The sequence below is a fragment of the Paenibacillus castaneae genome, assembly GCF_002884445.1.
Lineage (GTDB): Bacteria > Bacillota > Bacilli > Paenibacillales > Paenibacillaceae > Pristimantibacillus > Pristimantibacillus castaneae.
Genome location: NZ_KZ614144.1, coordinates 5856989 through 5872355 on the forward strand (window position 1 = coordinate 5856989; position 15367 = coordinate 5872355).

General features: G+C 47.9%; 13 protein-coding genes. 1 reads left to right on the forward strand and 12 read right to left on the reverse strand.

Features of this window, described 5'->3' with window-relative positions:
- Nucleotides 1–113: 113 nt before the first annotated feature.
- Genes CEF13_RS26330 through ftsE form a run of 3 tightly spaced genes read right to left on the reverse strand, consistent with a single transcriptional unit; the run spans nucleotide 114 to nucleotide 2979 of the window.
- The gene (locus CEF13_RS26330; protein ID WP_244917133.1) at nucleotides 114–1373 is read right to left on the reverse strand and encodes a murein hydrolase activator EnvC family protein; all 1260 of its coding nucleotides are present in this window, start codon (nucleotides 1371–1373) and stop codon (nucleotides 114–116) included.
- A gap of 12 nt (nucleotides 1374–1385) precedes the next feature.
- Entirely contained in the window at nucleotides 1386–2303 is a 918-nt protein-coding gene (gene ftsX, locus CEF13_RS26335; RefSeq protein ID WP_102715425.1) for a permease-like cell division protein FtsX, read from the reverse strand.
- The gene (ftsE, locus tag CEF13_RS26340; RefSeq protein WP_102715427.1) at nucleotides 2293–2979 is read right to left on the reverse strand and encodes a cell division ATP-binding protein FtsE; all 687 of its coding nucleotides are present in this window, start codon (nucleotides 2977–2979) and stop codon (nucleotides 2293–2295) included. Before ftsE ends, ftsX begins: the two co-directional genes overlap by 11 nt.
- 245 nt (nucleotides 2980–3224) lie before the next feature.
- Here ftsE and CEF13_RS26345 point away from each other — a divergent pair, with 245 nt between their 5' ends.
- A complete protein-coding gene (locus tag CEF13_RS26345) occupies nucleotides 3225–4622 on the forward strand; it encodes a VanW family protein (RefSeq protein ID WP_102715429.1) in 1398 nt (465 codons plus the stop codon).
- 70 nt (nucleotides 4623–4692) lie between these two features.
- On the opposite strand, the gene argH is transcribed toward CEF13_RS26345, so the two are convergent.
- From argH to prfB, 9 genes are all read right to left on the reverse strand, one after another.
- Nucleotides 4693–6108 (reverse strand): argininosuccinate lyase, encoded by a 1416-nt coding sequence (gene argH / locus CEF13_RS26350; RefSeq protein ID WP_102715431.1) that lies wholly within the window; start codon nucleotides 6106–6108, stop codon nucleotides 4693–4695.
- Between the two features lie 26 nt (nucleotides 6109–6134).
- The gene (locus tag CEF13_RS26355) at nucleotides 6135–7364 is read right to left on the reverse strand and encodes an argininosuccinate synthase (RefSeq protein WP_102715433.1); all 1230 of its coding nucleotides are present in this window, start codon (nucleotides 7362–7364) and stop codon (nucleotides 6135–6137) included.
- A gap of 47 nt (nucleotides 7365–7411) precedes the next feature.
- Nucleotides 7412–8371, reverse strand: coding sequence for an ornithine carbamoyltransferase (argF, locus tag CEF13_RS26360; RefSeq protein ID WP_102715435.1), 960 nt, complete (start codon nucleotides 8369–8371; stop codon nucleotides 7412–7414).
- 48 nt (nucleotides 8372–8419) lie between these two features.
- On the reverse strand, nucleotides 8420–9616 hold the full coding sequence (locus tag CEF13_RS26365; RefSeq protein ID WP_102715437.1) for an acetylornithine transaminase: 1197 nt from the start codon (nucleotides 9614–9616) through the stop codon (nucleotides 8420–8422).
- Nucleotides 9617–9621: 5 nt separating this feature from the next.
- Nucleotides 9622–10407 (reverse strand): acetylglutamate kinase, encoded by a 786-nt coding sequence (gene argB / locus CEF13_RS26370; RefSeq protein ID WP_102716578.1) that lies wholly within the window; start codon nucleotides 10405–10407, stop codon nucleotides 9622–9624.
- Nucleotides 10408–10455: 48 nt separating this feature from the next.
- Entirely contained in the window at nucleotides 10456–11697 is a 1242-nt protein-coding gene (gene argJ / locus CEF13_RS26375) for a bifunctional ornithine acetyltransferase/N-acetylglutamate synthase (RefSeq protein WP_102715439.1), read from the reverse strand.
- A 71-nt stretch (nucleotides 11698–11768) separates the two neighbouring features.
- On the reverse strand, nucleotides 11769–12818 hold the full coding sequence (gene argC / locus CEF13_RS26380; protein WP_102715441.1) for an N-acetyl-gamma-glutamyl-phosphate reductase: 1050 nt from the start codon (nucleotides 12816–12818) through the stop codon (nucleotides 11769–11771).
- 389 nt (nucleotides 12819–13207) lie between these two features.
- A complete protein-coding gene (locus CEF13_RS26385) occupies nucleotides 13208–14095 on the reverse strand; it encodes a YitT family protein (RefSeq protein ID WP_102715443.1) in 888 nt (295 codons plus the stop codon).
- A gap of 102 nt (nucleotides 14096–14197) precedes the next feature.
- A protein-coding gene (gene prfB / locus CEF13_RS26390) for a peptide chain release factor 2 (RefSeq protein WP_102715445.1) occupies nucleotides 14198–15305 on the reverse strand; the annotation gives its coding sequence in 2 pieces (ribosomal slippage) (nucleotides 14198–15232 and nucleotides 15234–15305; 1107 coding nt in all).
- Between the last annotated feature and the right edge of the window lie 62 nt (nucleotides 15306–15367).

Consider the following 15367-nt stretch of genomic DNA (forward strand, 5'->3'; position numbering starts at 1 on the left):
TTATTTGTCTTATACGGTAAATATAATCGATACTTAATCCATTTACAAATTTTCCATTTAAAAACAAAGACAGCCGCATGGGCTGCCTCTATTGGATTATGATAGGTTTCGAGCTATTTCAAATAGCCGCTTGGGTTGACAGGCACTTCGTTCTTGCGCACTTCAAAATGCAAGTGAGGTCCTGTTGAGTTGCCTGTACTGCCGACTTCAGCAATTTTCTGGCCCTTCTTGACCGTATCGCCTTTTTCTACTTTTATTCCGCCATTGCGGATATGGCCGTATAATGTCCACAAACCATTACCATGGTCAATGATGACGCAATTTCCGTATCCGCTCCACGTTTGTGCAACGATGACGACTCCAGCCTCGGCCGCAAAAATATCCGTTCCCTGTACGGCAGCAAAGTCTATTCCGGTATGAGTATGCTTCAAACCGGTAATCGGATGAATCCGCGTACCAAAGCTTGAGCTTATTCGATAAGTACCCTTAATCGGCATACCCAGCTTGCCTCCGGTGTATGGATTGGCAATGCGGTTTTTCTCCGCATTCAGCTTGGACACCTTCGCAGCCAGTGCGATTAACAGCTTCTCCTGTTCAGCGCTTATGTCCTCAAGCTGCTCCAGCTCACTATCGATCTTCTGAAGCTGGGAATCAAGCTGCTTAATATTCGAATTAAAGCTGGCAACCATTACTTCTTTTTCTTTTTCTTTCTTCATGAGATGCTCTTCATATAGCTCCAGCTTATCATAAATCTTTTTTATTTCCGCAAGCTGTGTTTCTACTTCAGCTTTTTTGACGATGACAAGCTCTTTCTCTTGCCTCTGCTCCTCTAGAATATCGCGATCCTGCGCAAGGATGGATTGAAGCGCATCGAAGCGATCAATAAAATCAGAGAAGCTGTTCGCGCTAAGCAATACGTCCATATAAGAAACAAATCCGTTCGTATACATAAGACGCATACGGGATTGCAGCAGCTCATCGCGCGTTTGAACTCGCTCTTCAGCTTGCTCCAGCTCTAGACCCGTTTGCAGTACTTCATCTTCCTTCACTTCAAGCTGCGCCTGCGTTTTGGTTTTGTTTATTACGACGTTATCGATTTCGGCCATCAGATTCGTAATGGATGCCAGAGCTTCCTTCTTCTTGCCTTCGATATCTATTTTCTCGTTTGCAGCCGTTTTTGCCTGCTTATGAGCAGCCTCTGCTTGCTTCTGCGCATTGGCAGCTTTTCTCTCGGCATTTTTCATTTCCTGTTTGGCTTCATCAAGCTGCTTCTTAATCTCACTTAAGGAAGCTGCTTCACCATCCGTTGGCTGTACAACAAAAACCGTTACCATCGTAATGACTATAACCCAAATCCATCTTCTCTTTAGCACGTTCGCGTCCACCTACACTTTCAGATACTTTCGTACAGAAATGGTACTGCCCCAAATACCGATCAATGTACCGAGTCCGATGAGCAGTGTGGCGGTAAGCCAGCCGGACTCCTCTAGAGTGACAAGTTTAATCATCATGAGTGATAATCCCATTTGTGTGTACTTCACAAGCTCCGAATAACCTACCAATACAACAATAGTTGTAATAACCGAGCTTATAATGCCGATTAATGCTCCCTCTATAAAGAAGGGCCAGCGGATAAATGAATTTGTTGCGCCCACCAGCTTCATAATGCCAATCTCTCGACGCCTTGCGATAATCGTCATCTTGATCGTGTTGGAGATGAGGAACATTGCGGTTACGGCCAAACCGATTACGATTATGATTCCTATGTAACGTACGGCATTTGTAATTTTGAACAGAGTTTCTACGGTGCCTTGTCCATATTTAATCTTGCCAATCGGCGCAAGCTCATCTGCTTTGTTAATGGCATCAATTTGTTTGGCGGCTGATTCTATCGTTTGTGGATCATAAACTTCAACGGTAAAAGAATCGGGCAGTGGATTTTTCTCTTTATCATAGCCATCGAGTAAATCCTTGTTATCCTCGCCTAAGTTTTTACGAAGGATCTCAAGACCTTCTGCCTTCGATACAAAAGTTATTTTGCTTACTTCAGTCAAGTTGCCAATTTTATTTTTTAAATCAGTAATTTTCGCTTGGTCGACGTTCAGTTGTAGAAACACTCTAATTTGCACTTGGCTCTCGATTTGTGCCGCCATATGGTTGACGTTCAGTGCCAGCAGTAGAAATATACCGAGTATGAGCAGTGAGATGAAGATCGAGCTCATCGATGCGAACGACATCCAGCCGTTTCGAATAATATTTTTGAAGCCTTCGCGCAGATGACGGAGTATTGTTCTAAGCTTCATATCCGTACTCCCCTCTAGCTTCATCTCGAACAATATTGCCGTCCTCGATGGCGATGACCCGCTTACGCATGGAGTTTACAATATCTCTGTTATGCGTTGCCATTACGATTGTTGCGCCGCGGAAGTTGATTTCCTCCAGCAAATTCATAATGCCTTGCGACGTTTCTGGATCAAGATTGCCCGTAGGCTCGTCCGCCACAATAACGGAGGGATTATTAACGATAGCTCGCGCAATCGATACCCGCTGCTGTTCACCGCCGGATAATTGAGAGGGCAGGCTAGCGTGTTTATGCTTCAAGCCTACAAGATCAAGCACCTCCAATGTTCGTTTTTTTATAACCCGCGTTGGCGCTTCAATAACTTCCATGGCGAAGGCAACGTTTTCAAATACGGTTAATTTGGGTAATAATCGAAAGTCTTGAAATATTACGCCAATATTCCGCCTTACAAAAGGAATTTTTCGAGGCTTCAATTTCCCAATGTTAAATCCATTAACCGAAATCTGTCCTTTGGTTGGTACTTCCTCACGGTATATTAATTTCATAAATGTTGATTTTCCTGCACCTGATGGACCTACTAGATAAACAAACTCATTCCGATCTATACGAACAGAAACGCCTTTTAAAGCGTGTGTTCCATCGATGTACGTTTTCCATATGTCTTGCATTTCAATCACATTATCACATCCTGTTTATAGTCAGTACTAGTATTTCGACAGTTTGCGCTGAATTCCTTCATAAGGAGATGGCTTTCTTCATTTTTCACAAATCTCATAATTGGAAGGATTGTCGAATCAGCCTCCAGTAAACCAATAGGCAATATGACAGAGCAAGTCGCATATACATGTAGAACTGTCTCTTGTCATTGCGCTGGAAGGAGTGATTCGTTATCGCTAAACGGATTCATATTGGAATTATCGCCATGGCTGCTCTGCTGCTTGCAGCTGCTGTCGGCTGGGGTATTGTGTATAATTACGCCAATCAAAAAACGGTTCCAGACGAGGTAATAGCAGGAGGCATTCCCATCGGAGGCCTGAGGGTTGATGCAGCATTAGAGCAGCTCGAAAATATTGAAAACTCACTGCAGCAGCGGACCATTACGATACACGCAACCGCTGCAGCGACCGATAGCAAGCAGTGGACCGTCAGCGAGCTTGGATATAAGGCTTCATTCTCCGACATTCGCAAAGCTTTGCAAAAATTAGATGAAGGAAATATGTGGGATCGCGCTGTCTATCGCTATCATTTCCAGCCATCCTATACGCTGTCGCAAACCTGGAATCGTGATGCCTTTACGGCTGCCGTTCGCAAGCAATGGAGCTGGATTGAAAAAAGCGAAACAAAAAACGCGTCATTTACCATTACCGACGAGGATGAAGTGGTCTACGAGCCTCATTCGGATGCTTTCCGCCTTGATGTCGGGACGCTGGCAAAAGAGGTCAATGATTGGGTTGTTCTTAAGGAGGAGCAAATTTCAAAGCCAATAGAGAAGTCATATAAAGCAGAACTGCCCATTGCTATTATTCATCCGGAGATTACGCTCGAGAAACTGAAGGATGAAGGCATTGACCGTAAAATTATGGAGTTCTCCACCGATTTCCGAACGAGCGCAGAGGGCCGTGCCCATAACGTTACGGTCACAGCCGAATCACTTAATAACTGGCATCTCGCTCCAGACGAAGTATTCGACTACAGCAAGCTGATCGCCCGTACAGAAGAGCTGTATGACTATCGAGAAGCTCCCGTTATTTTAAACGGAAAGCTGGTGCCCGGAATCGGCGGCGGTATATGCCAAGTATCCAGCACCCTTTATAATGCTATTTTGCGAGCAGGACTTGAGATCGTGGAACGCCGCAACCATTCCTTGCCTGTTGCTTATTTACCGATCGGCCAGGATGCCACCTACGCAGGCGGCGTCATAAATTTTCGCTTTAAAAATACGACAGGCAAGCATATGATCATACGCACCGAGGTTAAGGATCGTAAGCTGACGATTAAACTCTTCGGTACGATGGATGCAAATGACCGCTATGATATTGAATCCTTTACGACCAAAACGATTGAGCCCACCGTGCAAGAAACGATAAATGCCAATCTTTCCCCCGGCCAGAAGGTCACCGTTCAGAAGGGCAAGCAGGGCTTTGTCGTCGAAACCTACCGTACATTTGTGCAGGACGGCAAAACGATATCGCGTAATCGTATATCCAAGGATACGTATAAGGCGCAGCCAACCATTATTGAGGTTGGCCCGATGGTGGGCGGCCCTTCCGCAACGCCAACACCACCTCCGAAGGAGCGATTGCTCGAGGATGGTGTTTAGCATTCCAACAGAAAAGCCCAGCAAACAGTCTGATAGACTGCTTGCTGGGCTTTTGTACATTCATATTATCTTATCTGCTGCGTTCCAAATATTCCGTTACCCAGGCTGCCGTATTCTCCAGCGCTAGTTCAGCGCGGCCTATAGCATCCTGTACTTGCGGTTTCGCAGTACCGCCGTATACATTGCGCGCATTAACAACCTGCTCCGGTTGAAGCACCGCGTATATGCGGTCATCGAACAAGGATGAGAATTGCTTGAACTCCTCAAGCGTCAGATCCAGCAAGTATTTGTTCTGCTCGATGCAGTACAAGACCGTTTTGCCGATAACCTCATGCGCTTGACGGAAAGGAAGTCCTTTGCCAACTAGGAAATCGGCAATATCGGTTGCATTCGAGAAGTCTTGGTTGACCGCTTGACGCATCCGTTCCTTGTTCACCTTCATCGTAGCGATCATTGGCGCAAACAGCTGAAGCGCCCCTTGCAGTGTCTTCACCGTATCGAACATGCCTTCTTTGTCTTCCTGCATGTCCTTATTGTAGGCAAGCGGCAAAGATTTAAGGACAGTCAGCAAGCCAACAAGATCGCCGTAGACCCGTCCGGTCTTGCCGCGTACAAGCTCAGGAACGTCCGGATTTTTCTTCTGAGGCATAATGCTGCTTCCTGTGCAGAATGCATCATCCAGCTCGACAAAATGAAATTCAGTGCTCGACCAAAGAATAAGCTCCTCGCTAAGGCGCGATAGATGCATCATAATGATCGAAGCGTCTGCCAGAAACTCAACGATAAAGTCACGGTCGCTCACCGCGTCCAGACTGTTCTCGTATACACGGTCAAATTTAAGCTGGCTCGCAACGAAGTGGCGATCGATTGGGAACGTCGTTCCCGCAAGTGCGCCCGCTCCGAGCGGAAGCACATTGATGCGCTTGTAGCTGTCCTGCAGACGCTCAATATCGCGTCCGAACATCGATACGTAAGCCATCAAATGATGCGCGAACAAAATCGGCTGAGCACGCTGCAAATGCGTATAGCCAGGTACAATCGTATCTAAATTGTCCTTGGCTTGACCAATAAGCGCCAATTGCAGCTTATACAGCATGTCAACGAACTCAACTACGCGCTTGCGCAGCCATAAATGCATGTCCGTTGCTACTTGGTCGTTGCGGCTGCGGCCTGTATGCAGCTTGCCGCCAACTGAACCGACATCGTCGATCAATGTTTTCTCGATATTCATATGAATATCCTCGTCACCGATCGAGAATTCGATATCATCGCGTTTGATGCGTTGAAGCACGCGGTGCAGGCCGTCTTTAATTTTGTCGACATCGTCGGCAGGCAGGATACCCTGCTTGCCGAGCATCGTCACATGCGCCAAGCTGCCTTGAACGTCTTCTTCGGCAAGCTCTTTATCGAACATAATCGAAGCTGTATATTCCTCAACCAATTGGTCCGTTTTTTTCGTAAAACGTCCGCCCCATAATTTACTCACTAGTTCGTTACACTCCCTTGTAAAGCTTACTTGTTCGTTACTGCGGATGATACTTTCAAACGCAAAGCGTTCAGGCGAATAAAGCCGGTTGCATCGCCTTGATCGTATGCTTGTGACGGATCTGCTTCCATTGTTGCGATATCCGGGTTATATAGGCTGACAGGGCTTTGTACGCCTGCTCCGATTACATTGCCTTTGTAAAGCTTCAAGCGAACTACGCCGCTCACATTTTTCTGTGATTCAGTAACTAGCGCTTGCAGGGCAAGACGCTCCGGCGCGAACCAGAAGCCGTTATATACAAGCTGGCTGTATTTCGCGATCAAGGAGTCGCGAAGGTGCATAACCTCGCGGTCCATTGTTAAGGATTCCATTTTGCGGTGAGCAGTAAATAGGATGGTTCCGCCTGGTGTCTCGTATACGCCGCGGCTCTTCATGCCGACGAAACGGTTCTCTACCATGTCAACGCGTCCGATGCCGTGCTTGCCGCCAAGCTCATTCAGCGTATCCATAACTTCCAATGGGCTGAGCTCTTTGCCGTTAATTGCCGTACAATTGCCTTCTGCAAAAGTAAGCTCAACATATTCCGCTTTGTCCGGCGCATTCTCTGGAGATACGCTCAGCACGTACATGCTCTCGTTCTCCTCGGAGCTTGGATCGAACCAAGGATCTTCAAGCATACCGCTCTCGAAGCTGATATGCAGCAAATTGCGGTCAGTTGAATATGGCTTAGCTGCGGACGCTGTTACAGGGATATTGTGTTTCTCTGCATATGCGATCATTTCAGCGCGGCCTGGGAACTCCTCGCGGAATGCTTCAAGGCGCCAAGGCGCGATAACACCGATCTCTGGTGCAAGTGCAGCAGCCGTAAGCTCGAAACGAACCTGGTCATTGCCCTTGCCTGTTGCGCCGTGTGCAATGTAAGCAGCGCCTTCCGCGCGTGCGATATCGACCATACGCTTTGCGATAAGCGGACGAGCGATTGATGTGCCGAGCAGGTATTGGCCCTCATACAGGGTACCAGCTTGGAACATCGGGTAGATGAAGTCGCTTGCGAATTCATCGCGAAGATCATCAATATATACTTTGGATGCGCCTGTTGCGAGTGCTTTCGCTTCCAAGCCGTCAAGCTCATCCTTTTGCCCGATATCTGCTGTAAAAGCGATAATTTCTGCGTCATACGTTTCTTTCAACCATTTGAGAATAACTGAAGTATCCAGGCCGCCCGAATAGGCGAGCACGATTTTTTCTTTTGCCATAGTTGTGTTTACTTCCCTTCGAATGTAATTATATTTGGAATGAACGCTTAGGACATGATAGCGGCCATGATCGCTTTTTGCGCATGAAGACGGTTTTCGGCTTGATCAAAAATGATCGAACGCTTGCCATCGATAACACCCTCGCTCACTTCTTCGCCGCGATGTGCAGGCAAGCAGTGCATGAATAGATAGTCCTTCTTCGCATATTTCGTTAAAGCCTCATTCACTTGATAAGCGGCAAAAGCAACCTCGCGTTCCTTCTGCTCTGCTTCTTGGCCCATGCTCGCCCATACGTCTGTATATACGATATCGGCATCCGCAATTGCTTCTTTAGGATCGCGGCAAATGTGAATTTGCGAGCCAGTCTCAGCAGCATGATCCTTCGTTTGCTGAATAATATCCGCATCCGGCTCATAACCCTCAGGAGTTGCAACGGACATATGAAGACCAAGCTTCGCTGCACCCATCAACAGAGAATGAGTCATGTTATTGCCATCGCCGATATATGCAATTTTTAAACCTTCCAAACGTCCCTTTTGCTCCAGAATCGTTTGGTAATCCGCAAGCGCTTGGCATGGATGCGATAGATCCGTCAAACCATTAATAACCGGAATTGTCGCTCCACGAGCAAGCTCAACCACTTTGCGATGTGCAAATGTACGAATCATAATGCCATCGAGGTAACGGGAAAGCGTCTGCGCTGTATCCCAGATCGTCTCACCGCGGCCGATTTGCAAATCATTGCCGCTTAGAAACAGCCCTTGGCCGCCAAGCTGATACATCCCAACTTCGAACGAAACGCGCGTACGTGTCGAAGATTTCTCAAAAATCATGCCAAGTGTCTTACCTTTTAGAATATGGTGAGTTTCGCCTGCTTTTTGTTTTTGCTTAAGATCAATAGCTAGGTCGATCAAGTAACGAATTTCTTCTGGCTTAAAATCAACCAGCATTAGAAAATCGCGCCCTTTGAGACTAATTGCGAGTTCCTCATTTACAGTTCCTTGCATAATAACGTCCTCCTTCAGTTTGAAGCCTATACCTCTTTATCTTAAAAGCTACAGGCTCTTAGCCTCTAGCAGCTCCGTAATAATACTTACAGCTGTATCTATCTCTTCCTTCGTAACAAGCAAATTCGGCAGCAGTCGAATGACGTTCGGCCCTGCAGAAATAACAATGAGACCGCGCTCCTGCGCCGCATTCAGAATCTCGGCTATCGGTCCAGCGCATTCAATTCCTACGAGCAGGCCAAGTCCGCGCACCTCTTGGACAAAAGCATTGCCTTCCAGCTTCTCGCGAAGCTGAGCCATTAAATAGTCGCCCTGCTGCGCCGCTCGCGCGGACAGGTCATCACCGACAATCGTCTCCAGTGTCGCTTTCACAACAGCTGTCGCAATCGGCGTGCCTCCGAATGTTGAGCCATGGCTACCAGCAGTGAAGCCTTCGCGAAGCTTCTCCTTCGCTGCCATTGCACCAACAGGGAAGCCGCTGCCAAGCCCCTTGGCCATTGTGAATATGTCTGGCTCGATGCCGTAATGCTCATATGCGAACAGCTTGCCCGTACGTCCCATGCCCGTCTGAATTTCATCGACGATGAGCAGTATGCCCTGCTGCTCGCAAAGAGCAGCCAGTTCCTTCATGTAAGCAGGATCAACCGGATGAATGCCGCCTTCCGCCTGTACCATCTCCAGCATGACAGCCGCGGTCTTATCGGTAACGGCTGCCTTCAGCGCATCCAGATCATTCAAAGGAATGGTCTTGAATCCTTCTGGCAAAGGCAGGAAGCCTTCCTTCACTTTAGCTTGACCTGTTGCCGTAAGCGTCGCAAGCGTACGCCCGTGGAAAGACTGCTCAAAGGTAATAATTTCATAACGCCCATTGTTCAAAACCTTCTGATTATAGCGACGGGCCAGCTTAATAGCTGCTTCATTCGCTTCAGCACCTGAGTTGCAGAAAAATACTGCGTCTGCGCAGCTGTTATCGGTAATGAGCTTCGCTGCTTCCGCTTGATTCGGAATGTGGAACAAATTCGAAACATGCCACAGCTCATCCAGCTGCTTAATCAGCGCCGCTTTAATTTGCTTGGGAGCATGCCCTAAGTTTGTTACCGCAATGCCGCTCATAAAATCTAAATACTTCTTTCCTTGATCATCCCAAAGCCAGCTTCCATCCCCTTTAACCAAAGCTACTGGATATCTCGCATAGGTTGGAAACAGGGATTGGTCAGCTGCTGCTGCCGTATTTGTCTCGCTCATTGCCCTTACACCCGCCCTTCATTCGATTGAACAATACGCGTGCCAACTCCGCCCTTACGCACGGCCTTCGTTAATACGCCCGGCTCCTCGCCGCTTACAATGACAACCTCACGCACTCGCCCTTGGATGCATGCAATTGCCGCTCGCACCTTCGGAATCATACCGCCGTAAATTTCTCCGCTCGCAATCATCGCATCTATTTCTTCTACGGTAACAACCGGCAATACCTGCTTCTGGCCGTCCACCGTTTTCAGAATACCTGGAACGTCCGTCACGACGATCATGCGCTCAACGCCAAGACGGGAAGCCACCGCGCCTGCAGCCGTATCTGCATTTATGTTGTAGCGCTGACCCTGATCATCGATACCGATAGGAGCGATGACTGGAATAAATCCCATATCCATAATGCCCTCAATAATGGCTGCATTAACATCTGTCACATCACCGACGAAGCCGATTTCAGCGGCATTCGCAACTGGCCTCGCTTGAATTAACATTCCGTCCACACCCGAGAGTCCAAGCGACTTGGCTCCGTTTGTTTGAATCTTGCGGACGATCTCTTTGTTGATGCGGCCAGCAAGCACCATCTCAACCACATCCAGCACATCGTCATTCGTTTTGCGAAGACCGTTCACGAAGCCCGTCTCAATGCCCAGCTTGCCAAGCGTTTCTGAAATAGCAGGACCGCCGCCGTGTACAATAACTGGACGAATCCCCGATTGCTGCAGCTCGCGCAGCTCATCAAAAAACCGATTCGGAAGCGCCGCTAGCGTGCTACCTCCGCATTTCATTACAAAACGTTGCTCCGTCACTGTTCCATACCCTCCAGAATCTATCGCTTACGTACGATATGCCGCATTAATACGGACATAATCATAAGTTAAATCACAGCCCCAAGCTGTTGCCTTGCCTTCACCGTTATACAGATCAACACGAATAACAACCGTATCGCCTTTTAAATATTCCAAGGCTTCTTCTTCATCAAACGCAACGGGGCGTGATTGCTCCAGCGTCAAAATATTTCCGAGACGTATATCTACGGTTTCTGGATTTACAGGCTGGCCTGCACGTCCGACAGCCGCTATAATACGGCCCCAGTTCGCATCCGCACCGAATACGGCTGACTTCACAAGCGATGAACCAATAACGGTCTTCGCGATCGCCTGTGCAGAATCGTCGCTAACTGCGCCGTTTACTTGTACTTCAACGAGCTTTGTTGCGCCTTCTCCGTCACGAGCGATCGCTTTCGCGAGCACTTCGCATACATAACGTACAGCTGCTGCAAATGCAGTCCAGCCCTCATGCTTCGGAGTTAGCTCGGCATTGCCTGCAAGCCCGCTTGCCATTGCGACGAGCATATCATTCGTGCTTGTATCGCCATCTACTGTAATCATATTAAAAGTCAGATCCGTTGCTTGACGCAGTAATTGTTGAAGCGCTTCGCTGCCAATCGCTGCATCCGTTGTTACGAAGCCAAGCATCGTTGCCATGTTGGGATGAATCATTCCCGAGCCTTTGGCCGCTCCTGCAACGTGAACGATTTGACCGTCCAGCTCAAGCTGAACGCATACCATTTTCTGAACAAGATCGGTTGTGAGAATCGCTTGACAGAAGCCATCGGCTCCATCGCGATTGCCTTCAAGCCGAACAGGAAGACCGTCTATACCGCTGCGAACCTTATCCATCTTAAGATTCTCGCCGATTACACCGGTGGAACCTACGGCTACATGCTCTGCCGCTACACCAATCGACTCCGCAAAACGGGCACGCATTTCATAAGCATCCGCTTCGCCTTGTTTTCCTGTGCATGCATTCGCATTACCGCTGTTAACGAGCACAGCACGAAGCACACCGCCCGCTCCTATACTTTCTCGCGTTACTTGAAGCGGTGCCGCTTGAAATACATTCGTCGTGTATACGCCAGCTGCTGCAGCTGGCACGTCGCAGACGATAGCGCCTAGATCATGACGAGAAGATTTCTTAAGTCCGCAATGCAGCCCGCCTGCTTTAAAACCTTTGGGCGATGTTATCGAGCCGTCTTCGACGATCGAGAATAGTGATGCCGTATTCCCCTGTTCCATGGTAGAATCGAATCTCCTTCACGTGTATGAGTATATTTATGGGTTAATTCGTTATAAGTGCCGTAAATATATTATGGATATACCGGTACAAACTGCAGTCCTAGTGACTCGTCCCAGCCCATCATTAAATTCAAGTTTTGAATCGCTTGGCCGGCTGCGCCCTTAACGAGGTTATCGATAACCGATACGATCGTTAGACGACCCGTACGCTCATCTACAGCAAAGCCGATATCACAATAATTTGATCCCCATACTTCTTTCGTTGAAGGCCATTGTCCTTCCGGACGAATACGTACGAAGCGGCGACCCTCATAATAGGAACGATATAAATCAATAAAGTCCTTCGTGCTTCGCTTGCCTTGAATGGATGCGTACATCGTGGACATAATGCCGCGAGTCATCGGTACGAGATGCGTAGTGAAGGTCGCAACGACCTCCTTATCGGCAGCGTCAGAAAGCACCATCTCAATTTCTGGAGTATGCTGGTGCTGATTAAGCTTATAAGCTCTGAAATTCTCGTTCAGTTCCGAGTAATGAGTTCCTAGCGAAGCGCCGCGGCCTGCACCGGAAACCCCTGACTTCGCATCTATAATGATCGTGTTCGGATCGATCCAGCCCTCTTTCACAGCGGGAATAAGGCCGAGCAAGGTTGCTGTTGGATAACAGCCGGGATTGGAGATAAACGAAGCATCCAATACTTGATCGCCATAAATCTCAGAAAGACCAAATACCGCCTGCTTCAAGTAATCCTCGTCAGCTGCGGGCTTCTTATACCACTGCTCATAGAGCGCTGGCGATTTCAATCGAAAATCTCCGGACAAATCAATTACTTTCAAACCTGCTTGGAGCAGCTGCGGCGCGAGCTTGGAGGCCACGCCGGCAGGAGTTGCTAGAAATACAACATCAGCCTTTGCTTTAATGGAAGCCGGCTCCATATCATCAAGCAGCTCCTCATGAATACCAATCAAATGCGGGTATCCATCCGTAAATGGCGTTCCTGCGCTGGATGATGAGATGACTGAAGTCACCTCCGCATTCGGATGAGATGAAAGCAATCGAATAAGTTCAACACCGCCGTAGCCCGTCGAGCCAACAATCGCTATTTTTACTTTTGCGCTCATAATTATATCTCTCCCCAAAACTGGACACCACATGCTGATTTCGCCCTATCCGGCCAAGCTCGCTGCAGCTCCATCTATTACTCTTTTCACTTGGAAAAGGTTGTCTACTTCTACAACTTATTATTGTACATCATTCGGCAGTTGATGGAAATATAGAGTTCGTTTCGTATTATTATACATTCGAATTAATAATAATACAACGAACAAATCGACTCGTTTTTCGTAACATTTTGTCACAAAACACAGCACAAAAAGGCTATCCTGGATGATTCCAACATAGCCTTCCAAAAGCTTCATATAACTGTCTCTGTCTTACACATACTCGATACTTTCAAGCATACAATTTCAGAAGCTGAAATGCCGTTCCATCAGCTCTTTATTACGCAGCATTAGCCCTCGACTTTAAAGCCTTGACCAAGCACCTCGGCCGTATTGCTTATGATGACAAACGCCCCCGGGTCAATCGCTTTAACTAGCTGCTTCAGCTTCGGCACCTCATTCTGCCCAACTACAACCATAAGCACTGCCTTGCCCTGCCCCGTATAACCCCCATGCCCGTCGAGCCGCGTCAATCCCCGATCCAAGTCATTCAAAATGATATCCGCCACCGCATCGGAATGATCGCTAATAATGAAGGCCACCTTCGAGAGCTGTAAACCGCTTTGCACGAAATCAATCGTTTTACTCGTTACGAAGAGACCAATTAACGCATATAAAGCCACTTCTGGTGAAATAACAAGCCCTGCTGCCACAATAACACAGCCATCAAAGCATACAATTGCTAAGCTGAGTGGAATTCCAGTATACCGATGCAATATTTGAGCCGCCAAATCCATACCGCCCGTTGACCCGCCACCGCGAAACACAAGGCCAAGTCCAACACCTACACCAATTCCCCCATAGATAGCAGCTAAAAGCGGATTGTGGGTCGGTGTCGGCCAATTGGCAGTCAACAGCACGAAGAGCGGCAGCAGAATTGAGCCAAGCGCTGTTTTTGCCGCAAATTTCTTCCCAAGCAGCCATAAGCCCGCAAGAAACAACGGAATATTAACTGCCCATTGTGTAATGGCCGGTGTAATATCCAGCTTCCGCTGAACCAATATTGATAGTCCAGATACGCCGCCTGATGCAATTCCATTTGGAACCATGAACATATTAAAGCTTAAAGCAACAATGACCGTACCCACAAGAAGCTGAACGATATTCCAAATCGACTGCTTGCGCGGAGTAAGGCTCTGCCCGCCCTTTCTTCGTTTCGCCGAGCTTCCCTTCACCATGTTTTCTATCTCCCTATGCCCTTTTTTTCGCAAAAAGAAGAGCCCCACACCTAAGCGGTGTTGGAACTCTTCATCAAAGCTATGCTGCTTAACGACTTTCCGTTAATCATGTCGGATCTGGTGACGCAGGTAGCCATCAATAAACGCATCAATATCCCCATCCATGACTGCTCCTACGTTCCCCGTTTCTACGGATGTCCGATGGTCCTTAACCATACTGTACGGATGGAAAACATAAGAACGAATTTGGCTGCCCCAAGCAATCTCTGATTGGTCGCCGCGAATATCCGCTAAATGTTTTTTCTGCTCCTCAATCTTCCGATCATACAGCTTGGAACGAAGCATCTTCATCGCACGCTCACGGTTCTGAATTTGCGAACGCTCCTGCTGACAAGCAACGATAATGCCTGAGGGCACATGCGTAATCCGGATAGCAGATTCCGTCTTATTTACGTGCTGACCGCCCGCTCCGCTTGCCCTATACGTATCAACCTTCAAATCCTCAGAACGAATCTCAATTTCAATACTGTCGTCAATTTCCGGTACAACATCACAGGAAGCAAACGAAGTGTGGCGACGGCCTGCCGAATCAAAGGGAGATATGCGGACAAGTCTGTGCACGCCCTTCTCTGCCTTCAGATAGCCGTATGCATTATGACCCTTGACCATAATCGTCACACTCTTAATACCGGCCTCATCACCAGGCAAGTAATCGAGCAGCTCAACCTTAAAGCCATGCTTCTCCGCCCAGCGCGTATACATCCGGTACAGCATCAAGCCCCAGTCCTGCGACTCTGTTCCGCCGGCACCAGGATGCAATTCCAAAATCGCATTGAGCTTGTCATAAGGCTCGTTAAGCAAGAGCTGAAGCTCGAAATCGCTGATCTTCCGCAAAAGTTCCTTTACGCCGCTAACGACATCCGCTTCAAGCGATTCATCGTTTTCCTCTTCCGCCAGCTCCAGCATCATCTGCAGCTCTTCCTGCTCATTGTTCAGCCCATCATAATGATCAACGACTGATTTCACTGCATTGAGCTCAGCAATAACGCTTTGCGCTTTGTCATTATCATCCCAGAAATCGGGCATCGTCATCTTCTCTTCGAAGTTGGAAATGATCTCCTGCTTAAGATCTAAGTCAAAGAGACCCCCTGAGCTCTTGGAGACGCTTGGCCATTTCACGCAGGTCTTGTTTCACCGTTATGTCTATCATAGCGTTCGCTTCACCTCAAAATAATTGTTCGATCTCATACTTTATGTCGTGCCTTCTTGCGT